This is a genomic window from Bifidobacterium choerinum (assembly GCF_000741135.1).
Lineage (GTDB): Bacteria > Actinomycetota > Actinomycetes > Actinomycetales > Bifidobacteriaceae > Bifidobacterium > Bifidobacterium choerinum.
The window spans coordinates 88,243-112,127 of sequence record NZ_JGYU01000002.1; the positions used below are offsets into that span (position 1 = coordinate 88,243).

Here is a 23,885-nt window from a genome sequence, read left to right on the forward strand (position 1 = left end):
CTCCACAGGTCGCATTCCGTGACCGCATCACATGAGCAGACGCCCGATACACGGGCGCCTGCTCATTGTCATATCGGGCGCAAACAATCAGCGGCCGCCGAACGAGCCGCCGCCGGCGCCGCCTCCGCCATCGCCAAAGCCGCTGCCCGACGATGAGCCGCCGCCGGCGCCGCCTCCGCCATCGCCAAAGCCGCTGCCCGACGATGAGCCGCCGCCGGACGCCGCCGACATCATTGACGAAAAATTGGAACCCATCTGCGAGCCGAAATCGAAGAACGACGCGCCGCCGACGCTCGCGCCGCCATCGTTCGTGAACACTGAACCGGTTCCGCTCGCCGCGCACATCGACCAATACAGCACCGGCGTCGCGTCGGCATACGCGTCGAGCCAGGCGGCGTCCTGCAGTTCGGCGGCGGCGCTCGCGAACTGCGCGACGACGTCCTTCGAGATGCCGAAGGCCGTCGCGTAGACCAGATATTCGCCCCACAGCGTCACGTCGAGCATCGTACGGTCCTGGAAATGGCTGAAGTCGAGCAGATAGCGCGCCAGACCCTCCACCTGGCCGGCGATCTCCTCGCCCTGCGGGTCGAGCGTGTACTTCGGCGCGTGGATCAGCGGGATCAGCGGGAACAGCGTCAACGCCAACGCGGTGCAGGCGACGATGCCGGTGAGCACGAACTCGCCGACGCCGAAGCACAGCAGGATGCAGACGAGCAGCAGCGCTGCGATGGCGCCGAAGTCCCACCAATGCAGCGCACGGTCGGACACCTTCACGACGTGCGCATGCTGCAGCTCGCCGCGGCAGGTCTGCGTGAACTGCCGGAAACGTTTGCTCGCCTGCTTCCATTTACGCACCGTCTTGTTCATCTGCTTCGTGTCGAAGACGTTGGATCCGGTGCGCTCGCCAATCTCCAGCAGGATGTCGAGCAGCGTGCGTTCGGATGCGCACAGTCGCGTCGTGGCGGGGTCGCGTTGGTCGAAGGCGGCGGGCAACAGCACGAAGGTGCACTGCTTCATCGCCTTGCGGCACGGGTCGTCGTCGAGCATGTTGAGCCGCACCATCGCCATCGACGGCGTCGCCGACGTCAGGTCGATCGGCGGCTGCCCGTTCTCGCCGTCGTACAACTTGATCCTGCCGGGGAAGACGGCGACGATGCGCTTATTGACGAGTGCCATCAATGTGGCCGCCATCGCCGGCAACGTCGCCGCTTCGCCGTTGCCGTAGCCGACGACGATGTTGTACAGCCGCGCCGCGGCGCCCGGACTGAGCGCCGGCGCACCGCGCCAGTATTCGATCGGGCCACGGTAGCGGATGCCGCGCAGGATGCGCGCACACTGCAGATACGCCATGACGGTGCAGACGAGCCACAGCGCGGCGCCGACGCCGATGCCGACGAGCGTGAGCCGTGCGTCGCGCGGAATTCGAAGCCGTCGTCGATGCGGTGGATCGACGAGTCGGGACCTTCGAAATGCAGCCACGCCCACGAATCGCCGTCGTCGAGCGGCTGCGGATAGTGCACGCGCGCGGTGAGGGTGCCGATCGGCACCGCATTGTCCTTCGAGACGGGCTCCCACTGGAACTTCATGACGTCGTCGTAGGAGGTCGCGACGTTGTCGAAGGTCATCTCGACGCGGAAGCGCATGCTCGACGCATGTTTCGTCTCCGGGATGTTCCAGCCGATCTCCACCGTCTGCTTGTGCGGGTCGGCCACGTTGTCGGTCGGTGCGATCGACGTGTATTCGGTCAGCGGCGACTGCTTCGACTTCGGTTTCTCGACGTTCGCGATGTACCAGGTGCCGGCGTGCTCGCTGTTCCAGCCGTGCGCGCGACGCACGTCCCTCGGCTGCACGATGTCGCCCTACGCGTAGATGTCGCCGGTGTCGAGCTGCTCCACCGAGATGCCGCTGATGCCGGTCAGCTGGTTGGAATCGAGCGTGTAGCTTGGTAGATCTGGCGCCACGGCTGTCGTTTCTTCTGCTTGTCGAGCTTGACGTCGACCGTCTCGACGATATGCAGGCTGCCGTCATCCTCCACGGTCACGTCATAGTCGAGCGAACGATAGGTCATGCGCGCGTCGCGGCCGCTGTTCGCGATGCCGGCGAGGATGATCGTGCCGGCGAATCCGAAGAGGAGTGCGGTGAGGACCGTCGTGACGATGGCCAGCAGGAGATTGCGTTTGCATGATCGGGATGAACTGACTGTGCTAGTGCTCATGATGGTTGCCGGCGCCTTTCTTGGGGGGGCGCATGGCCGGCCGCTGCTTGTTCGGTGTGCGGTAAATAATGAAGATTGTGGCATAGGAGGGGAGCGGTGAGGGGCGGCGAGTCCATCTCCTGAGAATTTCGCGCCGGCTGGAGCGGGATGCGAGCGGGGTGCGGGTGGGATGCGGATGGATTCGTCGACGGTGCCGATGGGTCGGGACGGAAATGGGGCTGTTTGCGTCCCGGGTTGTCGGTGGCGTCGATGGGTCGGGACGTAGCGGGTGGGTTCGTCGTGCTGGTCGATGGGTCGGGACGGGAATGGGGCTGTTTGCGTCCGGGTTCGTCGGCGGTGCCGATGGATTGGGACGGAGACGGAATCTGCAGATGGGACGGTAGGCGTTTGGCGAAATGGCACGGCGGTATATTTGGCGGAAAGGAACGGTGGCCGTCGCCGCGGTGAGGTGACGGCGAACAGAGGCAGAGGGGGAAGCGGATGGCGGATGGAACATGGCAATCATGTCCGAATTGCGGGATGAACGTCTCAGAGGATGCGGCGGTTTGTCCGAACTGCGGCATGCCGCTTGATGCTGCGCCGGTGCCGGATCGGACACGGGTCGCGACGGGCATGACGTCCGCCATGGACGAGACGGCGACCTTCGTGCCATCGGTGCCTCCTGCACCGTCCGCTCCGTCTGTGCCATCTGCACCGCCTGTCGTGGATGTGTCAGCGCCGCAGCCTGAGCCGCCGCATGACGACCGTCGGGCGCATGGTCCAACACATGGTCACAAGAAGGCCATCATCATCACGGCGATTGTCGTGGCCGTCGTCATCGTCATCGGTGCGGTCGGTGGTTTCATCTGGAGCCGACGGCAGCAATCGGAACTGACACAGGCGCGCGAATCCTGCACCGCCGCCGTACAGGAACTCGACGATCAGTACGCGGAGGCGCAGAAGGAAGTCGACGAGGCGCAGCAACTGGAAATGTTGTCGGCGGACGATGTGGCCGATGAGGATACGGTCAAGGAACTCAAGAATGCAATCGATCGCTATCACAAGCTCTCCGGAGACAAAAGCGGCCTGACCTGCGCGGCGGACGCGCATAAGGATGTGCTCGACTACGTGACGCAGCAGGCGCGCTCGCGCGCTGATGCGCAGCGCAAGGACGCGCAGGCCGTCAGCAAGGCGGCCGAAGCGGTGAAGGCGTCCCGCAAAGCACAGCAGAAAGCCGACGCGAAAGCCGCCGATGAGGCGGCCGCCGAAGAGAAACGGAAGCAGGAGCAGCAGGCTGCCGAGGATGCGCGCAAGGCACAGCGGAAGACCGACGATCAGGCGTCGACGACTTCGTCGGCGCGTGGCGGTGGTGAAGACATCGACGGCGATTGGCTGTCCTATCCGAAGGATGGCAAGCGGGAGTACATCAACGCGCGCTACGGATTCGGCGTGCAGATCCCCAAGGATTTTGCGATCGTGACACCTGGGCCGGATAACGGCGACGGTCAGACGTTCGTGGATAAGGATCTGGACATGCGCATCACCGTCAGCGCGATGCACAATGCTCTGGATACGACGCCGCAGCAGACGCTCGCGACGTACAAAAGGGAATATGACGTCAGCTACAGTCTGATCAAAGGCGACGTCATGGTCGCCACCTGGGCACAGGACGGCGACGTGCATTATGTGCGGGAGATCATCGGGGATAAGGCCATCAGCATGATTGAACTCATATATCCGGAAACCAACCATGCCTCATGCGACCCGATTCTGGAGGAGACGGCGCCGACATTGACGGCCCCGTATGCGCACGGCGGCGCGGACAGGTGATGTTGACGCCGTCGGTGTGCGGTTTGCGTCCGGGATTGTCGGGCTGGGCGATGGTTCAGGACGGGAACAGACGTCTTAGCGTCCGGATTCGCCGGCGGTGTCGACGGTTCGGGACGGAGACGGGCCTGTTTGCGTCCGGGGTTGTCGGTGGTCTCGACGGATCGGGACGGAGCTGAGGCAGTTTGCGTCCGGGGTTGTCGGTGGTCTCGACGGATCGGGACGGAGCGGGTGGGGTCATCGGGCTGGTCGATGAACCGAGACGGGAATGGGCCTGTTGGCGTCCGGATTCGTCGACGGTATCGACAGTTTGGGACGGAAATGAGGCTCTTCGCGTCCGGGGTTGTCGGCGACGTCGATGGTTTGGGACGGAAACGGGTCTGTTGGCGTCCGGATTCGTTGGGGCCGTCGACGGATCGGGACGGTGCTGGCGTGCAACACTCGTGCAATAGTGGCGCTCGCATGCCTGAAGAGGCGTGTATGTGGGTGAAGTCTGCGAAAGCCCGGAATCGCAGGCGTTGTTCAGCGCAATCTCAGCGCGATCGCATCCGCACATCCGCCCGTTTCTGAACAGCGCCAGAAAACAGAAAAACCGTCGAAAACCCAATGTTTTCAACGGTTACACGAGTGGAGCTACCCGGGTTCGAACCGGGGACCCTCTGCTTGCAAAGCAGATGCGCTACCAGCTGCGCTATAGCCCCGAACGGGGGAACACGTGAGAATGCTCCCCACGTGGGCCCGGGAGGACTTGAACCTCCGACCTCATCCTTATCAGGGATGCGCTCTAACCACCTGAGCTACGGGCCCGATTCGATTGCGCTAGACGCAACAGATAAAGAGAATACACTTCGGTGTGTACTTGCGCAAATTGAGCATCGTTCGGCGTGTCGTCGTTGCCGATGAGGCCGTTTTGCGCCGGATCATGGCCGTCTTGGGTCTGCTGTGTTGTCGTGCCGCGGTATCGTGCATTCCATATTCACGCGGGCGGTGGATAGAGATCGCGCAGACGATAGGCGTCGCGTCGACTTCTCGCGGACTGACGGCGTCGTCGTCTTCGTGAGGCGCGGGGTGCGCGGAAGGGCGCGGGATGCGCGGGGTGCGTGGAGGGGGCGCAAAAGACGCAAAAGACGCGAAAGACGTGGCAAAACGGTGCGGAAATCCGCCTCCATGACCTTCTCTGCAACCCACGCGCATTCGAACATATGTCCGAATGCGCGTTGATAATGCTCATATGTCTTTCCGTGGAATGCCCCGTGCCCGTTCGTTCCCCCGGCCGTCGCAGCGTGCGCTGATTTCGCGCGAGACGCTCAATGTCGACGGGCTGCAGGTGATGGTGCTGCGCAAAAACAACCGCAACATGTATCTGCGCATCAAGCCGCCGTACGGCGCCGTCGAAGTGACCGCGCCGGCGCGCATGCCCGAACAGACGATCGTCGATTTCGTGCGCGACCGCCGCGAGTGGATCGATGATGCGCTGCGCAAGATGGCGGCCGCACGCTCGCGCACCTTCGCGTCGGTGAACGTCGATCCGTCGGTGCCGTCGTCGTCGATCGCCGCCACCGAAGCCGAGGTCTCCGTCGCGCGTGAGGCGACCGGGGCAAGCGATGCCGATGCTGGTTTCACGTGGAACGAGCAGTATGTCGAGAAGGCGCGGCGCTCGATCGAACAGCAGATTCCCGCGCTGCTGGAGAAGTGGACGCCGATCATCGGCCGTTCTCCGTCGAAGATCACCGTGCGCGCGATGACGTCGCGTTGGGGCTCGTGCACGCCGAAGACGTCGCGAATCCGTCTGAATCTGCAACTCGGATTGATGGATCCGAAGTTCCTCGAATATGTGCTCGTCCATGAGCTGACGCATCTGTGGGAGCACGGCCACGGCGCCGCCTTCCAGGCGCGCATGAGCGACGCGCTGCCCGAATGGAAGGAGTTGCGCCGCGAACTCAATCGCTGCACGATCTTCGAAGTGCCGCAGATGCAGCGCTGACTCGCCGCCCGCCGCTACTGTCAGCGCGCGTGTTCGACGTCGACGCATTCCGCGGCGGCTTGCGCTTCGATGATCGCGCGCAGCCAGTCGGCGAGCCCGGGCTCGATGGCGTCGTAATGCGCGCGGAATCGCGGATCGGCGGTGTCGTTCACACTATCGGCCACGCTGTCATCACACTGTCATCACACTGTCATCACACTGTCATCACACTGTCATCACACTGTCACATCACTATCACATGATAGTGTGAATGACGGTGTGGATGACAGTGTGGCTGTGATGCGGTGTCGAGTCGCGGTCGTCTACGCACGGTCAGCTGAGGGCGTGAGGGGTTGCTCATGTGCCGCACAACGGCTGATAATACAGCCATTCGGCCATCGGTCGGCCGTGAGCATACGACATGAGCATACGAAAGGAATCCAGCGATGGAATCAGTCAACGAAGTGCGCATCGAGGAACATGACGGCAGCTTGCCCACCGTGCTGATGATCGTCGGCTCGCTGCGCAAGAAGTCGTTCAACAGGCAGCTCGCGCAGTTCGCCGCCGGCGAGCTCGCCGACCGCGCGAACGTGCGCACACTCGACTGGCGTGAGGTGCCGGTGTTCATTCAGGACGAGGAGTTCCCGACGCCGGAACCGGTCGCGTCGGTGCGCGCCGAGGTCGCCGAGGCCGACGCGATCTGGATTGTGACTCCCGAATACAACCATGGCATGCCGGGAGCGCTCAAGAATCTGTTCGATTGGCTGTCTCGGCCCGCGGAGGACGGCTCGCCGTCGCCGATCGTCGGCAAGATGATGACGATGAGCGGCGCCGCCGGCTCGAGCTGCGCGCGCGACTGCTTCTCGACGTGGCTGCCGGTGCTCAACGCGCTGAAGATGCGCATCGCCCCGGCGACGTTCACCGGCGTGGCGTTGAACCGCGAGATGTTCATCAGTGACAGGCTTGACCTTGACGACGCGGCGAAGGCCTCGATCCGCAACCAGGCCGACGCGCTCATGGGCATGGTCGTTGAGCAATAGCGCATCGGGATGGGCCGAGTCTACCGCGGAAAAGCGCGTGCTGGCCGTATCTGCCGTCGGTGACGAGCTGTTTGGTGCCATGCCCGTGCCTCGGGGCAGAACCGCGCTTCATTGAGGATGAAGTATATCGCGGGAGCGGCGGACGGATATTCGTTGGCGACAGGCTCGACCTTGACGACGCGGCAAAGATGTCGGGAGCGAAAACGGAGCGCGCCCAACGCGTCAATCAACCACAGTCAACCAGAGTCAACGTACAGGGAAAAGGCCGGGGCCGCGCTATACGCGACCCCGGCCCAACACTGAGAGAGAAGGAAAAAGGAGATGTTCAGTTATCTCGGTTCGCGTCTTCCGTGAGCCGATGGCTTTACGATACGAAGCGCGCCTTGAAAAAACGATGACGGAAGCTCAAAATTCACTGTTGATTCACATGGATTCCGGTGAAAGCGCGCGCGAATGTGCTCACGGCGGAGCGTGCACGCGCATCTTACGCTCGGCAGCAGCGATATCGTGAAGCGGCTTGGCAGACCGCGCGCGTCATCGATATGACAATATGACGCAATCGTCAGGCGAACAGCAGACGCAGGCAGACACAGTCGAACACAGACAACAGAGGGAAGTGGCGGATGGCGCAGACAATCGATATCACCGGTGCGCGCGTGCACAATCTCAAACGGGTGGACGTGCAGGTGCCGCTCGGCAAGATGGTCGCCGTCGCCGGCGTCTCCGGTTCGGGCAAATCGTCGCTTGCGCTCGGCGTGCTGTACGCGGAGGGGTCGCGGCGGTATCTCGAGGGGCTCTCCACGTACACGCGTCGGCGCATCGCGCAGAGCGGCGAGGCGAAGATCGACGCGATCGAGCATGTGCCGCCGGCGCTCGCGCTGCATCAGCGGCCGAGTGTTCCCGGCATCCGCAGCACCTTCGGCACGATGAGCGAGCTGCTCAACAGTCTGCGGCTGATGACGTCGCGACTGGGCAACTACAGCTGCCCGAACGGCCATGTGCTCAACCCGACGCCGAACGTCGCGCTCGAACGGCCGATCATCTGCCCGGTGTGCGGCGAACGGGTGCAGGCGCTCGGCGCCGAGGACCTCGCGTTCAACTCGGGCGGCGCATGCCCGACTTGCGCCGGGACCGGCATCGTGCGCACCGTCGACGAGTCGACATTGATCGCCGACCCGAATCTGACGATCGAACAGGGTGCGGTGGCGCCGTGGCGCTCGCTGATGTGGTCGATCATGGTCGACGTGTGCCGTGAGATGGGTGTGCGCACCGACGTCCCGTACAAGGACCTCACCGACCATGAGAAGGAGATCGTGCTGCACGGCCCCGCCGAGAAACGGCACATCCTGTACCACTCGAAGAAACTGAACCGCGCCGGCGAACTCGACTTCACGTATTTCAGCGCCGAGCGCACTGTGCTCAACGCGCTCGACAAGGCGAAGGACGCGAAGGCGCTCAAACGCGTCGAGCCGTTCATCAAGGAGGAGCCGTGCCCCGACTGCCACGGCACACGCCTCAACGAGCGCGCGCGTACACTGCCCGTCGACGGCAGGACGTTGCCCGAACAGTGCGCGATGCAGCTCGACGACCTCGCGGCGTGGGTGCGCACGGTGCCCGCGTCGATGCCGGACGACATGCGCGAGATGGCGCAGGCGATCGTCGACGAATTCACGCGCACCGCGCGTCGTCTGCTCGAACTCGGCCTCGGCTACCTGACGCTCGACCGTGCAGGATCCACACTATCGACCGGCGAGCGTCAGCGCATCCAGCTCGCGCGCGCCGTGCGCAGCGAACTGACCGGCGCGATGTACGTGCTCGACGAACCGTCGATCGGCCTGCACCCGGCGAACGTCGACGGTCTGATCGGCGTCATGCGCGACCTCAAGGCGCAGGGCAACACCGTCGTCGTCGTCGACCATGACACGCGCGTGCTGCGCGACGTCGACTGGATCATCGAAATGGGACCCGGCGCCGGCGCGCACGGCGGCACCGTGATCACGCAGGGCACCGTGGACGACGTCGAACACGATGCACATTCGCTGATCGGTCCGTTCCTCGCAAGCGAACGTTCGCGCATCGTGCGTCCGCAGACGGCCGCCGACGCGATGTTCGACGAAGGCGACATCACGATCAGGACCGCGCCGCTGCACACCGTGCACGCATTGGATGCGCATGTGCCGAAGCGTCGGCTGACCGTCGTCACCGGCGTCTCCGGCTCCGGTAAGACGACGCTCGTCCTCGAAAGCCTCGTGCCGGCGCTTACCGCGAAGATCGCCGACGAACAACTGCCCGAACATGTACGCGAACTCGACGCTCCGGGCACCGACCGCGTCACGATGATCGACGCGACGCCGATCGGCGCCAATGTGCGCTCGACCGTCGCCACCTACAGCGGCGTCCTCGACGACCTGCGTCGGCTGTACGCGCGCACCGACGCGGCGAAGTCGCGCGGACTGAAGGCAGGCGCGTTCTCCTACAACACCGGCTCGCTGCGCTGCCCGACCTGCGACGGCACCGGGCAGATCACGCTCGACGTGCAGTTCCTGCCCGACGTGGACATCGACTGTCCCGACTGCCACGGCACCCGCTACAGCGACCAGGCCGGCGAAATCACATGGGCGCCGAAGGGCGGCGGCGCGCCGGTGTCGCTGCCGGATGCGCTCGCGATGACGGTCGACGAGACGATGGACACGTTCGCCGACCAGAAGCACATCCATGCGAAACTGGCGACGTTGCACGAACTCGGCATCGGCTATCTGACGCTCGGCGAGAGCACACCGGCGCTGTCCGGCGGCGAGGCGCAGCGGCTCAAGCTCGCCAGCGAAATGGGACGCGCGCAGGAAGGCACGTTGTTCGTCTTCGACGAGCCGACGATCGGCTTGCATCCGCTCGACGTGCGCACATTGATCAGTGTCTTCCAGAAACTCATCGACCACGGCGCGAGCGTGCTCGTGATCGAACACGACCTCGACATGATCGCGAACGCCGACTGGATCATCGACATGGGTCCCGGCGGCGGCGAAAACGGAGGCGAGATCGTGGCCGTCGGCACGCCGACGCAGGTCGCCGCGAATCCGCTCAGCGCGACCGGCAAGTATCTGGCGCCGTGCGTCGGCATGACGCGGAGGTGAAGGCTGTGTGTGTGGGCGCGGTGTGTGTGGGCGGTGTGTGGGTCGGTTGTGATCGGAGTGGGTGCGGGTCGCCCCAACACGTTCGCTAAGGTGACTAGTTGCGACTGGATTGGGTGCGGTCTGCACCAGTCTCGTTCGCTTAGCGTGCCGATAGTGATCGGACCGGGTGCGGTTTGCACCTGCCTCGTTTGCTTAGCCGTGGCGCCGGCCGGCGCCGGCCGACCCGCAATCACTGCCGTCCTTTTCGCTACGCTTCGTGGCAGCGTCGACGGCCGCTGAGATGAACGCATCGCCTCGCCCCCGCCGCTTCTATGCTGAAGGGACACCGTGCGACGAAGGAGTGAGAAAGGCGGCGACATGGGTTTTTCGCAGCGGCATCCGTATCTGTTCTGGCAGCTCGTCGGCTGGGTCTGTTGCTCGTCGACTTCCTGTTCGTCGTCATCGCGGTGTTCAACGATTTTGGCGAATGGTGCTATCCGATCATCGTGTTCACATTCATCGCCGTGTTGTTCGCGATCATCGGCTCCCCGTTCTTCATCTATTTCTCGCGCAGAACGAAGGACTCGCGCACCCGCTCATCCGCTGAGGAACGCGTGATTCGCAACGACATCACGTCGATCGTCATGCTGCGGAGGAAGCCGCTCGCCACGCTTGTGTGCATGGCTGCGATCGCATTGGTGATAGGCCTGGCGTATGTGACCTATGTGCTCGGCGAATACGGGCATATCCTATTGGGCTTCGTGTCGATGGTGTTCATGATCGTCATCCCGTTCGTTGTGGGAGAGCAGTATCTCGCGTTCATCAGAAAACGATTCATCGTCGTCAAGAACGCCGCGTTGTATGTGGACGTGAACGATGTCTACTACCCGTCCGACTTGCGGTCGAAGCGCATGCCGATTCTGCCATTGCCGACCGAACCTTCCGACGCAATGCTCGATTTCCTCTACAACTGGCTGCGCCGATATCTGACAGGCGACCGGCTCACGCTCATCAGTTGCACGTATGCCGATCTGTACGGCGTCGGCATCGTGATCGTCGATGACGGCACGGCGGATGGTTTGGAGTTGAACGGCCCGTTGATCGCGATTCCTGAATATCAGCTCGATTTGAGCGGTGCCAACCGTGCGCAGTTCGACAAGGAATGCAAGGCGCTTGGCGCGTTCGGTTTGCCGGCGCAATCCCAAACCGCGGGCATCTGCATCGAGGGCCTTGCATGACGCGGCATGGCGGGATCAGGCTTCGCTGCTACTGACGGTGCAGGCGAATTCCTGCATCATACAATGATGCAACGGTTGAAAAATCGGGTGTTCCGGCGCGGGCTGGACGCCTCTGACGGAAGGACATCATACTGTGAAGACAGCTATCTTCGAGTCGGCGCGCCATATGGCGGTCGAGGAGGCGCCGATGCCTGCGATCGAACAGCCGGACGATGCGATCATCCACGTCGTGCGCGCCTGTGTATGCGGTTCCGACCTGTGGCCGTTCCGCGGCATCAACCAGACCGAGGAGCATTCGGAGAACTCGGGGCATGAGGCCATCGGCATCGTCGAGGAGGTCGGCGACGCCATCACGTCGGTCAAGCCCGGCGATTTCGTCATCGCGCCGTTCACGCACGGCTGCGGCCGGTGCCGCGCCTGCCGCGCCGGCTTCGACGGCTCCTGCATGGCGCATCCGGACAATTTCTCGATGGGTGCGCAGGGTCAGTACATCCGTTTCCAGCATGCGCAGTGGGCGCTCGTCAAGGTTCCGGGACAGCCGGAGAACTACAGCGAAGGCATGCTCAAGAGCCTGCTCACGTTGTCCGACGTGATGGCGACCGGCTATCATGCCGCCCGCACCGCACAGGTCAAGCCGGGTGACGCCGTCATCGTGCTCGGCGATGGCGCCGTCGGTCTGTGCGGCATCATCGCCGCGAAGATGATGGGCGCCAAGCGCATCATCTCGACGAGCCGTCACGACGACCGCCGCGCGCTCGCGCAGGAGTTCGGCGCGACCGACAACGTCGCCGAACGTGGCGACGAAGGCGTCGCGAAGCTGCTGGAGATCAGCGACGGCGGCGCCGACGCCGTCCTCGAATGCGTCGGCACCGACACCTCGTTCCAGGAGGCCGTGTCGGTCGCGCGTCCGGGCGCGTTGATCGGTCGCGTCGGCCTGCCGCACGGTCAGCAGATCAGCGGCGAGGGCACGTTCTACCAGAACGTCGGCGTCTACGGCGGCCCCGCGTCGGTCACCACCTACGACAAGTCGGTGCTGCTCGACGCCGTGCTCAACGCGGACATCAACCCGGGCAGGGTGTTCACTTCCGAGTTCCATCTCGACGACATCCAAGCCGCCTACGAGGCGATGGACGAGCGCAAGACGATCAAGTCGTACCTGGTCCTCGACTGAGCGCAACGGCTGCGCGGTTGTTTCAGGCGCCGCCCGGCATCGACGACATTCGCACTGCGACGTCGATGCCGGGCGGCGGCGCCGTATATGGACGAAATCGTTCTGTATGTGGCTCGAGCGCCCGAATGGATTGTCGCGGTGAAGGGCGCGGTCGTCACCTTGTCGGGTGACGACTCCGCCTTCTCCGTCTCGGGGGACGCTGATGACACCAACGGCATCACCGCCGAAGGCGAATCGCTCGTGGTGGATGCCAAATAAGGCGCGGACGCTGATTCATTGCTGAACGATGGGGGGCGTGGTACGAGCACCACGACCCCCCATGCTTGTCTTTCATCGCGTTCGTTCAGTCATCTGAACTCGGCGATGTCGTTTTCCTGAGCGGGAACGCATCAGGCCTTGTCGCCGTATTCGGCCTTCCAGTCCGCCTTCATGTCCCTGATGGTGGAGAAGGTGCTGAGGGCTTCCGTCTCGAGCCAGCCGCCCATATGGCCGTTTCCGTTGGAATTATGCTGCATGAAGGTATCGGCGAACGCGACTTCGACCGACTTGCCGTCGAGGAACGGGAGCTCGGCGGGGAGCGGGAACGTCTCGCTGCCTTCTGCCTTCGCCGTGGACGTTTCCAGACCGGACTGAGGAATCCGGCCCCACGGAACCATGATTGGATGCTCGATGTGGAGCATCTTGGCTTCTTCGCACAGCTGGACGAACATCGCCATGTACAGCAGCGTCAGGAGATTCAGCTGCGGGTCGATGTTCCCGGTGAAGTCGTCGCCGGACTCGAGCGTGGCGAAACGACGCAGAACCGCGTAGTCCGAATTGTCGAGATTCGTGTTCCACTTGGCCTTGGCGGCATCGTCGTCATGCAGGTATGCGCCCAGGGTTGCGCCCTTGAACGCCTCTTCGAACGTGCCCGACTTCGGGGTGGAGAACGGCTTGTAGAAATCGGTCACATAAGCGCCGCGGAACGTGTCCTCGTAGCCGTTGTCGACGATGGTGTGCCAGATCTTCGGCAGTCTGCCGGCCATGCATTTGACTCCGTCTTTCTCCCCGTCGACTCCCCCGTGGTTGAGGATGTTGTACCAGAACGGGGCGTTGTTGTTCCAACCGATGCCGGACCAATTGATCTGAATCAGCATGACTGGGGTGCTCAGCGCGCCTTCGTTGCACAGCGTCTCGTATTCGCGATGAAGCTGGGCGCGGTCTTCCTCAGAAGGATGCTCGATGTCATCCCACGGACGATTCCAGTTGAAGTCGTCCTTGGGATCCGGAACGAGGAAGTTGCCGGCATGTCCGTAGCGGAACGTCGGGAAGCCCTTATCGAGCCAGCCGGCGATCGTTTCGTCGTCCTCCCTCTTCTTGCCCTTCTCGGCATCCTTGATGCGAGTGGCGAAGAGAGACAGCTGGATGTTCCGGTACAGTTTCTTCGCGCCCTCATCGGTGAGGGTCACCTGGGGCTGGAACACATGAAGTGCTTCCTTGAGCGCCTTCGCCGTGCTGATTTCGGTGCGTCCCAACTCGAGGAACTCCGCTTCGGTGATGAATGGCTTTTCCATAATCATCCTTTCCTTGTTGTTACTATTTTGGATATATAATAAATTTTTTCGCTGTATATAAATCTTTACTCCATGCTGAGCTATGGCGCATTTTCTTGCAGTGTTTGGGGACGGGGGTATGTGGTCCAGAAGGCGTGGGCGGCGTTGCGCGATGGTTCGGATGTGTGCCTTCTGTGGCCTGACCCCTTCCCTCACATCAGTCGATCCGGAACCCAGCTCATATGTTTGCCGATTCCCGGCACGAGCGTACGACCCATGAGTCCGGTCATCCGACCGACGTCGTCGAGTTCGTATCTGTTCTTGAGATTGCGGACCATGAACTGTGGTTCGCTTCCCGCGGCGCAGAAGAAGTCGTTCGGATTGGCGCGGCCATCCTCTGCGTTCGCCGCGGAGACCAGTTCGCACAATGTGCGGATCACACGGGAGGGGGTATTGCAATCGTATTCCGGAGCGAGGGAGAGCAGGTTGTTGTTCAACTGCCAATCCTTGGCGAAGATGTAAGGCAGCAGGCTTCCGAAATGCCGTCCGAAGTACTCTTCGGTGCTGAACTCGATCATGCCCTGCTTCTGAGGATCCTGCAGTGTATCCATGCACCACTTCGCGTCATATCGCAGGCTTCGCAGCGATGGGGGCATCACGATGTTGTCGCAGTAGGTCAGATCCAATTGCGTTTCCATCGCCTTGAGTATGACGAGCACATTGCAGGCGGCAAGCACACGGACCGCATTCGCGTCGAGGCGAATTGGATCGGTATTGACCACTGCTCGCAGAGCGCGTTCCAGATAGGATTCGGTCGGACTGAGGAAATAGAATTCCGGATTCGCGTCCTGTCGTGCCCATCCCTGCTCGAGCAGTGTGTCGATTTCGATATACGCTTCGAGGACATCGTCGCGCAGTCTCTGCTGGTAGGGCTTTGCGGTCGAAGGAAGATTCGACCAGTATGCGATCTGACTGGTCAGCCACTCGTTCCGTACGATTTCATATCGTTCTTCCATGAAGTGCACGCAGTGGTCGTTCTCGAAACGTACGATTCTTTTGCCTAGGTCTTTTCGAACTGCATGATCGGGCGGCAGTTGTTGCATCAGCGCGGCGATCGGCACAAGGCCGAAGATGCGCATGGCAATCCAGACCGCCGGATTTGCGTCGATTGCGGGTATCCCGGTTGGCCGTTCGGGAGCCGACCAATCGTGATGGCCGAGTAGGTCGAATGCTCCGATAAGATTCGGGTAATCGTTGATGAAGTCGAGAATGAACTTTCTTTCGGGCTTTCTGGAGTACGAGTAGGAGTCGATGCGGATGGTGAGGAGACCGTAGGCGAGGTCAATGCAATGACGCCATCCTGGCGCAAGCTCGCGTGCGGATGGCTTCACTCCTCTCGCCATACGCGAGAAATACGAGCAGTTCTGCTTCAGCAGCTTGTTCGGACGCTTGGAGCGGATGTCGTCGAGCAGATAGACCGCCGCAGGTCCGAACGGTTCCACCTGGTACTGAGGGAGCGTCGACTCTTGCTGTTCGGGCTGTGCTGATGGTTTGGCTCCATGCGGGGATGGCTGTGTGGTCCGCTCGGGCTGAGTCTGCTCGGTCTGATCCAGGACGCGAGGGTTGTCGTGGACGAATTGATAGAAATGGCAGGAGGACTCGTCGTTCATCCCCTCCTGCGCTTCAACTGAGAGCAAGGTGTTGAGTATTGCCTCGTCCATGCAGAGGTCGACCATTTGCTGGCCTTGCGGATGGGCGACGAATGCCGCGCGTTTTTTGATGGATGCCTCTAGCTTCGGGAGTTGGTGGAGAAAACGTCTGTCAACCACGGTGACATGGTCCACGCCGCCGTCGCTGAAGTCGACGAGCATGATTTTGCTCATGGCGTTGAAGGGAATCGTGAGGTTGTGGTCGGGGAGTACAAGGGCGAATACGTCGGGAACAATGTCCTGATCGTCGGGGTCGATGACGAGGCCGTAAGCGTCGACGACATCCGATGTGCGTAATGCGCCCCTCACAAGCGTGAGTCGTCCGGGTTCTAGTCGTGTGCCGTCTGCGGCGATGAGCGCATAGTCGATGAACAGTTCGGAGTGGGGGATCCAATCCGGGATCAGAAGATCCCATTTCGTGTCGTCGTCCTCGGTCAGATCGATGTGGTCGTGTCGCAGATGGACACGGGGGATGAAGGAGCGCTCAGTGCCGTAGAAATAGTTGTCGGAGAATGCGCAGACGCGGAACCTCGTGTGGAATCCCTCCAGCAGTGCCGCCGTCTCGAACGCCTGCTGCACTTCGGACAGCGTCATGTCCATATGCATGTCGATCGTTCGGGGCATGTCCTCGCTCCTTTCCCGTCTTCCTCGCTGCCGTTGCGGCGTCTCGCGGTCTGCTATCTTTTGCTGTCATGGCCTATCTCCATTGTTCCTGCTGATTATGGCTGTGCGAAATATTGCCGATTCGTTGCAATGCCTAGGTTTACGGAGTGAATCACATGAGGGTGCGGAGGATGTGTGCCGGCGGAGGCCGCATTCTTGAGCACTGCCGCAGGCGTCGTGGCGCGCAGTCGGTGGCTTGTCGGGATGGTGTCGATGATGTATCTGCGCTGAGGAGGAGCATTTTCCGGCTGGATGGCGAGTAGCGGCACCGCCGATGCTTGCAAAGATGCGGGCAGGCGGAGGGTAGTACTCAGAGGATCCGGAGAAAATGCTCCTCCTCAGCGCAGATACAGTCGCGAGGCGGCTTGAAAAGGTGATTTGGGATGGCCCGAAGGAGATTTGAGCGGCCGGGGAGGAAAAGGAGCGGAACCTGACGGTCGGAAAAGAAGCCCGGCGGTCAGGAAGGGCGCCTCAGGAACCCATACCGGACATGGCTTCCACCAGTCGCCGCAACGCGGCGTCGTCGGTGGTGAGGGACTCGCTCAGCGGCTTGACGATCTTGTCGAACATGCGGATGAGCGGCGCATAGTCGCCGACGAGCATCGCGCGCGCGGATGCGACGTCGTTCTCCCGCTTGCCGATCAGTCGCCAGTCGAACCGCCATCCGGCATCGCGCGCCACCAGGTCCCAGAAGAAGCGCTGCGTGCGTCCGTTGCCTTCGCGGAACGGATGCAACACATTGAAATCGTCGTAGTGGACGCTCATCCGTTCCACGAATCGCTGGTGACCCAGCCCACGCAGATAATGATCGTCGGCAAGCGCGCGCTCGCAGTACGGGATGCCCGTGACGAACATGTGCGTCGGCAGGAACGTCGTGTATGCCTTGCTGATGGTGACGGTGCGCAGCTTGCCTGCCCAGTCGTACGCGTCCTGAAACAGATAGCGGTGGATCTGCTGCAGCTGCCGCACGGTGCCGCGCGCCGGTATTCGCATCGTCTGTAGTTTGATTAATCGGACCGCGAACAACGTGAACTCGATCGTGGAGAGCGTTTCCGCATCCCGCGCGCCGACGAGATTGCGCAGCACCTGTGTGCCGGGGGTGAGATACGGGTCGACGGCTGCCTCGTTCGTGCCGATCGTCTGATGTTCCGGTTCGGCGTCGCGATGGACATAACGGGCGACGGCGCGCTCGGTCAGCCGATCCTCGTCGATCTCGCCGTTGGCGTATGCGATGAATGCGTCTGCGAAACCGCCGTCGATATGTCCGCCTTCCAAAGCGACCGATTGCAGCGCGAGATCGACGTTCCGCCGACGGACGTCGTTCGACACGCCGTTCGTCGTTCCGCCGTTCGTCGATGCACTCATGCGGCCATGTTCTCATGTGTGGACATGGTGGTCAATGATTGGGGCGGCGGATTGTGATTTTTGCGTGAAAAGAGCGTGCGCGACGCGTGCGGTATGCGATTATCGTCATAATGAGAAACCACTATGGAAGGGATCGGTATGGTTGACCACAAGGATGACATGGAGCTGGAGTTCGAGGATATCGGAGCGGATACCGGCGAAGATCCTCAGCGGAATCCAAGGAGAGGGTGTGCCCGAAGTGCGTATCGCATCATGTGGCGAGCATTCTCTACGGCATGCCCGCCTTCAGCGAGGACCTGCAGCGAGAGCTCGACGAGGGCACAATGACGCTGGGAGGTTGCGACATCGACATTTACCATCCGATGCCGAACTACCGTTGCAACGATTGCGGATACAAATTCCGATATGTCGCTTGATTGCGACGTAAATCGCATTCCGTTGTTCCGCTGACGTCAGTCGCCGTGTGTGCGGAACTGGTCGATGGGATTGCCTTCCTTCGTCTTCCACTGCGCCCAGCCGTTGCTTGCATGGCCGGTGGCGAATGCGCCGGCCTGCGACGGCGAACTGAAGCGCACATCGTTGAGCACGACGCCGTGCGGGTCGATGTCCGTCTTGTTGTGGCATGTTGGCATCCATTTGTCTGAGGCTTCCCGCTCGTTGGTCACTTGCGTTGCGTTGTACGTGTTGCTTGCGTAAATGCCTCATTGCAAATGGATTCAATGATAATTACGTTATTTCGGCAATTCTGGGGTAGGTTCATTATAATAATGAGAGAACTCGCGGGGTAGTTCGTTGGGGCGGATGAAGTTCTTGACGTGTTCGATTTTTTCGATGTCCCGGTATAGCTGCAATACGTTGTCTTTCCATTCGAGATTACAAGATGGGCATTGCAGAACCTCTTCGGGCTTTCCGCTCGGATTGAAGAATCCTAAAACAGATGGGCTATTGTTGGGCGCACCTTGCCAGTAGGTAAACAACGCTTCTGTCCGATGAACCAGGAACGCATAATGGTTGCACTTCGGGCAGATGACTATATCTGCGGTAATGGATAGATGGGGGTACTGATGTTTCTGCATAAGTGTTGTGTAATTGCGGTCGATTTTGTGTATATATTTGTTGTACTTACTTTTGCTGGCGCTCAAAAAACTGCTGGAAGATGCGTTGAGGTAACGTTGCAGCAGTTGTGTTAAAGCCGGGATGCTGTTCGAGTACGCGCCTGTGAGGTATTGATGCTCTTTGCTGTCTTCTCCATATATGAAGTCGACTGATTGTAGGAAGTATGTAAAAGATTGGGTGGGGCTAATTGATTTTGTTTGCATGTGGCGTCTATGTAAAATATCATTTCGTCCGTCAATCAGTATTTTTGCATATTTCATAATTGAGTTAATTGAAGTATTGAAATCTTTGTTTCGTTTTGTATCTTCTCCACCACTTTTGAGTCTATTTGATTCGATGCATATGTACTTAGCGAGCATATCTGCGGCTCCGCATGTCTGTAGGGATGCAAGTGCATTGATGTCGATCGCGTTTGCGTCATCATTTTGTAGAGCGGTCAATGCGATATATGCTGTATTGTTTTTGATTTTTGTAATGGAAGTGTGTCTGTTGGGTTGTTTTCTAATACTTTTCCGGTGATGTACATTTCTATACACATGGCGGCGTGCGTACATAATTCAAAATCATCTTCGTTGTATTCGTGAAACATGGGATTTTGTAATAGTCTCACGCGTCTAGCGTGATAACTAGCTGCTTCGTAAAAATGTGCAGTGTATAGTTCCTTTAAATTCATCATGATTGCCTTTTTAAGATGTTTTCGATATTGATTACTGTACCTTTTCGCTTGAGCCCTTGGGGTACTTCTTTGCGTTCTTCGCCATCTTGTCACGGATGATCACGTCGGGATCCACTCCTAGAACATCAGCCATCTGAATGCAGTAAATCATTACGTCGGCGAGTTCTTCGTAGACGTGTTCCCAGTCGTTGTCGCGCGGCGAGTCGCTCCATTGGAAGCATTCGAGTAGCTCTCCGGCTTCGATGCTGATGGATTTTGCCATATTGGCTGGTGCGTGAAATTGTTCCCAGTCGCGATCTGCGCTGAACTGGTGAATCATGTGGATGGTATCGTCGGCGATCATGCTGGGAATCGTATCAAAAAATGCTATTATCCGCTATATGAGCATGCCTACAACGCCGTCAAGCCATACTTACATCGTGCATCTCCCGGCCCGCCCGGACAAATTGGATAGTGATGAGATGTATTCCATCATCGAGAATCAGCTAGGCAGGATGATCGCAGACGATGCAGTGCTTGAACTGCAAGCTCGAGAATATCTTGAGCAATATCCGGTCGTGTACATCGTGCATGCCGGCGGGGCCGGATGGACGCGAGATGCTCTTGGAGGCAGGTATGTTGTGTACGTTGGCGAAACAAACGACATTGTCTCGCGAACGCGGCAGCACCTTACCGAAGACGTGAAGAAACGCGACGATTGGCATGACCTGGCAATGCGTGAAGATGCGCAGCAGTATGTCATCGGCAGTGAGTTCTTCAATAAATCACTGACGCTTGATGTCGAGAACAGGCTCATGCACTACATGTCGAGTGTCGGTTCGGTCAGCAAGATTAACAATCGACGTACCAATGCGCAGGGCAAGTACTTCACTCATGAGAAATTCAACTCTATTTTCCATGACATATGGCTTGGGTTGCATCAGCAAGATCCGATGTTGTTCCCGGCAGAGCAAATCATTAGAGATTCTGCGCTGTTCAAGGCATCTCCGTTCCATGAGCTGAGTCGCGAGCAGAAAGAAGCGGAGTGCACGATTCTGGAGACGCTATTCAGCGCGCATGCGGCGACGGATGATAGTGAGGCGGCGGATAAGCCGATACTTATTCTGGTCGGTGGCGCGGCTGGTACAGGAAAGACCGTGTTGCTGAGTCACTTGTTCTATCGAATTATGACGGAGGGCATACAGGTCGAAAGCATCGAAGATGATGCCGAGGCGGCTATTCCTGAAACGGAAAGACCTTCGGCCTATATCCTCGTCAACCATAATGAGCAGCGGCACGTGTATAACCAGATTGCGACAAAACTGGGTTTACAAAAGCGGGATGATCAGGTTGTGCTCAGACCATCCAACTTCATTAAGCGGTTCTCAAAGCATGAGGACGGCAAAGTAAAGTGCGTTATCGGTACGGATGGAAAGAAACGATACATTCCTGAGGGCGCCGCTGACATTGTGCTTGTTGATGAGGCGCATCTGCTCAATACTCAAGGCAATCAGGGATACAGCGGTACTAACATGCTCGCGGATATCCTCCGGCGTGCCAAAGTGGTGGTAGCCATTTTTGATCCTCATCAGATTCTGGAAAGCAGACAGCGATGGGACGATACGATCGGGGCGCAGCTGCTCTCGGAAATCAATGAAGAGGATAGATTCGAAGACGGCGATATAGAAGATCTTCCAATACGTTACAGGCATATTCGGTTGCATCATCAGTTCAGGATTGCAGCTAATGATACGACGGTTCAATGGTTGGAAGACTTTACCCTGCGAGGGAAGGTCGGTCCGCTGGCGAAAGATAAGGGGAAGAAAGCTCCCCACGCCACAGGACGAGGCGATGCAGAATGGATCTATAGACCTTATGAACTGAAGATATTTGACTCTCCCGTGGAACTTATGGATGCGATTCGACAGAAGGAGGCTGCATCTCAAGATTCCGTCAATGATTCCTTGGAGAACTACCAAGGGCCAAGCGGAGAAGGACTGTCTCGTGTTTTAGCGACCTATGACTGGGCTTATAAGGATGCCGCACGCAATCCGGATATGGAAGAGTCTGGAGGTCAGTGGGGCGTCGAGATGCATCAGGAGGATGGACAGTGGCGTATGGGGCCTGCAGCCGATCACGGCCGCGGTATCGAAGCCAATGATGATGTCTATTTCTTTAGGCCCTGGAATTACCAGCTTCCTGATACGAAAGAGGAAAAGGCCGTCAGGAAATTCAGCGATCTCGCATGGGCTGAAAAGCCTCATACGATTGAAGAGATTGGATCGACGTTTACGATTCAAGGTTTCGATTTGAATTATGCAGGTGTGATTCTTGGACCTTCGGTAAGATATAACCCTCAGAAGGAATGCATTGAATTTCATCCGGAATCCAGTAAAAGCCGCCGCGCTGTGCAGAAGCGCGATGGCGCCGACTATGCCGAAGAGAATCTACGTGATGAACTCAACGTGCTGATGACTCGTGGTGTGCATGGCCTGTATGTTTTCGCATACGATCCTGCACTGCGCGCTGAGCTGATGAAACGACAGAATGAGCGAGATCGGCAGTAGGTTGATGGTCCTATAGCAAGAGCGGCTTTACCTTCTTTGGTCAGATGCTTCAGCATAAATCAAAAGCGATGAGGAATTCTCGGAGAAACTGTAAGAACGGATGAGCTAGCATGCTGCTCCCCTAAGTGGGACGCGTACCATTGCTGTAGATGAGAATTGTCCTGGAGGAGGTAGGGCGATTGAGCGAGCATAACGGCGTCGGTTCCGGCCAGAGCATGCCGGAATCGTGGGTGCAGGCGATTCGGTATGCGCTGGATCGCCTGTCGCTGGATGAGATCGGGCAGCGGTATGGGGATGCCGTGCGCGAGTACTGCGCGGCGTACGTCAATCATGATGTCCGCGCGGCGAAGGGCGACGATGTGCGCACGGTGGATCTGAAAGGCGTTGGCGCGAATGGTTCCGATCCTGCCAAGAAGCAAGGCTTCGCCGCTGAGGCGATGGCCGAAGCGCACTACAACGCGGATGCGATCATCGACGGCGGCAAACGTCGCATGCGCAGGACGAACAACAACGATCCGCTCGTGGACGCGCAGGTGTTCGGGGCACATGACCGGCCGCTGAAGACACAGCAGATCCAGATGAAATTCGTCGGCAAGGACGCGAAAGAATGCCTGAATGTGCTGCATTCCAAAGGATATGAGAAGTACTACGACGGCAACGTGTTGTTCGGGATTCCCGACGAGTATTGTGACCAACTGCTGGGGGAGGGGCCGAACTCCATTCATCAGGATATCCAGGACACCAAAGCCAAGTTGACGGCTGCGATTGCCCGAGGGGATGAGGACGCCTGTGCGAAGCATCGCAAGCGCATCGAGCAGGACAAGCAGCTGCAGAAGAAGATCCGCAAAACCGGTCTCACCAAGGACGAGGCATTGGCAGCGGCCATACATCCCAAGCGCGAAGCGGTGAAGCATGCGGCGAAGATCGCCCATCAGGGAGCCATGGGACAAGCGGCGGGGGTAATGGCCGCTGCAGCTCCGATGGCGATGATGAGCGTGGTTCTGGACTGTGTGCAGCAGAAGCGGTCGCTGCCTGAATCGTTGAAGAAGCATGGTCTGGATGTGGCATGGGCCGGCGGCATCCAGTATGTGGTCGGCTTCATTCAGATCGCAGCTGACGGTGCAATGAAGAACGCTGCCGGCGACTATGCGCGAGCCGTCGCGAAAAGCAACGCGCTGACGATGATGGCGTCGCTGGCGTTCGAGAACGCGATGCTGGTCCAGCAACTGGTCAGAAGCGACATGAGCGGCGAGGAGTTCCTGGACGCTCTGGCCGAAACCAATATCGGTGCGTTGGCATCCAGCTTCGCCGGTGCCGCGGTGGGTACGGCAGCGGCCGGTATGGCGCTCGCTCCGATTATCGCGAACATGATCGCCGTGCAGGTGGCTGCAGGCTCCTATCGGAACCTGAAGCAGGCAATCCAGGAATATCAGCTCGCCAAGCAGGAACGCATCGCGGTGGAAGCGGAATGCGCACAAATCGTGGAGCAGGTGCGCGCATGGCGTCAGCAGCTCAATGAGCAATCCGAACGCTACTTCAGCGAGCATCTGGACACCTTCGATACCGCGTTCCGCACGATGGACCGGGCGATTCTGGAACAGAACGGCGACGGATTCATCGAAGCCAACGCCCAATTGCAGCAGGCGCTGGGATACGAACCGCAATTTAGGTCACAGGTGGAATTCGATGATTTAATGAGTCGTGACGGCAGCCTGCGGCTATGAGGCGGAACGCG

General features: G+C 59.6%; 20 protein-coding genes and 2 tRNA genes. 9 read left to right on the top strand and 13 right to left on the bottom strand.

Annotated features, from left to right (window positions below; genetic code table 11):
* Nucleotides 1-87: 87 nt before the first annotated feature.
* The 3 genes from BCHO_RS01415 to BCHO_RS01425 form a co-directional block, all read right to left on the bottom strand.
* Nucleotides 88-1,245 (bottom strand): DUF2207 family protein, encoded by a 1,158-nt coding sequence (locus BCHO_RS01415; protein ID WP_337588557.1) that lies wholly within the window; start codon nucleotides 1,243-1,245, stop codon nucleotides 88-90.
* Nucleotides 1,176-1,850, bottom strand: a complete 675-nt coding sequence (locus tag BCHO_RS09695) for a DUF2207 domain-containing protein (protein ID WP_081707882.1) — start codon at nucleotides 1,848-1,850, stop codon at nucleotides 1,176-1,178. Before BCHO_RS09695 ends, BCHO_RS01415 begins: the two co-directional genes overlap by 70 nt.
* 65 nt (nucleotides 1,851-1,915) lie before the next feature.
* Nucleotides 1,916-2,215, bottom strand: a complete 300-nt coding sequence (locus tag BCHO_RS01425; protein WP_034256143.1) for a DUF2207 domain-containing protein — start codon at nucleotides 2,213-2,215, stop codon at nucleotides 1,916-1,918.
* A 480-nt stretch (nucleotides 2,216-2,695) separates the two neighbouring features.
* On the opposite strand from BCHO_RS01425, the gene BCHO_RS01430 reads away from it, so the two are divergent.
* The gene (locus BCHO_RS01430; RefSeq protein ID WP_081707881.1) at nucleotides 2,696-4,024 is read left to right on the top strand and encodes a zinc ribbon domain-containing protein; all 1,329 of its coding nucleotides are present in this window, start codon (nucleotides 2,696-2,698) and stop codon (nucleotides 4,022-4,024) included.
* 625 nt (nucleotides 4,025-4,649) lie between these two features.
* On the opposite strand, the gene BCHO_RS01435 is transcribed toward BCHO_RS01430, so the two are convergent.
* Together BCHO_RS01435 and BCHO_RS01440 are read right to left on the bottom strand one after the other, a co-directional pair.
* Nucleotides 4,650-4,722: transfer RNA gene (locus tag BCHO_RS01435), tRNA-Ala, on the bottom strand.
* Between the two features lie 32 nt (nucleotides 4,723-4,754).
* Nucleotides 4,755-4,828 (bottom strand) — tRNA-Ile (locus tag BCHO_RS01440).
* Between the two features lie 424 nt (nucleotides 4,829-5,252).
* Here BCHO_RS01440 and BCHO_RS01445 point away from each other — a divergent pair.
* Nucleotides 5,253-6,005: a M48 family metallopeptidase gene (locus tag BCHO_RS01445; RefSeq protein WP_024540143.1), complete on the top strand. Its 753-nt coding sequence runs from the start codon at nucleotides 5,253-5,255 to the stop codon at nucleotides 6,003-6,005.
* 20 nt (nucleotides 6,006-6,025) lie between these two features.
* Here the strand turns inward: BCHO_RS01445 and BCHO_RS09475 are convergent, their stop codons facing one another.
* Complete coding sequence (locus tag BCHO_RS09475) at nucleotides 6,026-6,157, bottom strand: TipAS antibiotic-recognition domain-containing protein (protein WP_237743006.1); 132 nt, start codon at nucleotides 6,155-6,157, stop codon at nucleotides 6,026-6,028.
* A 273-nt stretch (nucleotides 6,158-6,430) separates the two neighbouring features.
* Between BCHO_RS09475 and BCHO_RS01450 the strand changes: the two genes are divergently transcribed.
* From BCHO_RS01450 to BCHO_RS09140, 5 genes are all read left to right on the top strand, one after another.
* Nucleotides 6,431-7,024, top strand: coding sequence for an NADPH-dependent FMN reductase (locus BCHO_RS01450; RefSeq protein WP_029675279.1), 594 nt, complete (start codon nucleotides 6,431-6,433; stop codon nucleotides 7,022-7,024).
* A gap of 623 nt (nucleotides 7,025-7,647) precedes the next feature.
* Nucleotides 7,648-10,155 carry an excinuclease ABC subunit UvrA gene (locus BCHO_RS01455; protein WP_024540376.1) on the top strand — a complete coding sequence of 836 codons (2,508 nt, stop codon included), beginning with the start codon at nucleotides 7,648-7,650 and terminating at the stop codon, nucleotides 10,153-10,155.
* 659 nt (nucleotides 10,156-10,814) lie between these two features.
* Complete coding sequence (locus BCHO_RS01460) at nucleotides 10,815-11,372, top strand: hypothetical protein (protein WP_156097564.1); 558 nt, start codon at nucleotides 10,815-10,817, stop codon at nucleotides 11,370-11,372.
* Nucleotides 11,373-11,538: 166 nt separating this feature from the next.
* Nucleotides 11,539-12,543, top strand: a complete 1,005-nt coding sequence (locus tag BCHO_RS01465; protein ID WP_152595849.1) for a zinc-binding dehydrogenase — start codon at nucleotides 11,539-11,541, stop codon at nucleotides 12,541-12,543.
* Nucleotides 12,544-12,630: 87 nt separating this feature from the next.
* A complete protein-coding gene (locus tag BCHO_RS09140) occupies nucleotides 12,631-12,801 on the top strand; it encodes a hypothetical protein (protein WP_155803912.1) in 171 nt (56 codons plus the stop codon).
* Between the two features lie 131 nt (nucleotides 12,802-12,932).
* Here the strand turns inward: BCHO_RS09140 and BCHO_RS01470 are convergent, their stop codons facing one another.
* The 7 genes from BCHO_RS01470 to BCHO_RS01495 all read right to left on the bottom strand — a co-directional run bounded on the left by BCHO_RS01470 (nucleotide 12,933) and on the right by BCHO_RS01495 (nucleotide 19,947).
* Nucleotides 12,933-14,096, bottom strand: a complete 1,164-nt coding sequence (locus tag BCHO_RS01470; protein ID WP_024540374.1) for a hypothetical protein — start codon at nucleotides 14,094-14,096, stop codon at nucleotides 12,933-12,935.
* A 191-nt stretch (nucleotides 14,097-14,287) separates the two neighbouring features.
* Nucleotides 14,288-16,408 carry a hypothetical protein gene (locus BCHO_RS01475; protein WP_024540373.1) on the bottom strand — a complete coding sequence of 707 codons (2,121 nt, stop codon included), beginning with the start codon at nucleotides 16,406-16,408 and terminating at the stop codon, nucleotides 14,288-14,290.
* Nucleotides 16,409-16,918: 510 nt separating this feature from the next.
* A complete protein-coding gene (locus BCHO_RS01480) occupies nucleotides 16,919-17,812 on the bottom strand; it encodes a Fic family protein (RefSeq protein ID WP_024540372.1) in 894 nt (297 codons plus the stop codon).
* Nucleotides 17,813-18,264: 452 nt separating this feature from the next.
* Nucleotides 18,265-18,444: a DUF4357 domain-containing protein gene (locus BCHO_RS01490; protein WP_024540371.1), complete on the bottom strand. Its 180-nt coding sequence runs from the start codon at nucleotides 18,442-18,444 to the stop codon at nucleotides 18,265-18,267.
* A 99-nt stretch (nucleotides 18,445-18,543) separates the two neighbouring features.
* Nucleotides 18,544-19,368 carry a hypothetical protein gene (locus BCHO_RS09145; protein ID WP_152595844.1) on the bottom strand — a complete coding sequence of 275 codons (825 nt, stop codon included), beginning with the start codon at nucleotides 19,366-19,368 and terminating at the stop codon, nucleotides 18,544-18,546.
* A complete protein-coding gene (locus BCHO_RS09150; protein ID WP_152595843.1) occupies nucleotides 19,365-19,604 on the bottom strand; it encodes a hypothetical protein in 240 nt (79 codons plus the stop codon). Before BCHO_RS09150 ends, BCHO_RS09145 begins: the two co-directional genes overlap by 4 nt.
* A gap of 31 nt (nucleotides 19,605-19,635) precedes the next feature.
* Complete coding sequence (locus tag BCHO_RS01495) at nucleotides 19,636-19,947, bottom strand: nucleotide pyrophosphohydrolase (RefSeq protein WP_024540370.1); 312 nt, start codon at nucleotides 19,945-19,947, stop codon at nucleotides 19,636-19,638.
* On the opposite strand from BCHO_RS01495, the gene BCHO_RS01500 reads away from it, so the two are divergent.
* Nucleotides 19,946-22,150, top strand: coding sequence for a DUF2075 domain-containing protein (locus BCHO_RS01500; RefSeq protein WP_237743007.1), 2,205 nt, complete (start codon nucleotides 19,946-19,948; stop codon nucleotides 22,148-22,150). The genes BCHO_RS01495 and BCHO_RS01500 overlap by 2 nt on opposite strands.
* 179 nt (nucleotides 22,151-22,329) lie before the next feature.
* Nucleotides 22,330-23,874 (top strand): hypothetical protein, encoded by a 1,545-nt coding sequence (locus tag BCHO_RS01505; RefSeq protein WP_024540368.1) that lies wholly within the window; start codon nucleotides 22,330-22,332, stop codon nucleotides 23,872-23,874.
* Nucleotides 23,875-23,885: the final 11 nt, after the last annotated feature.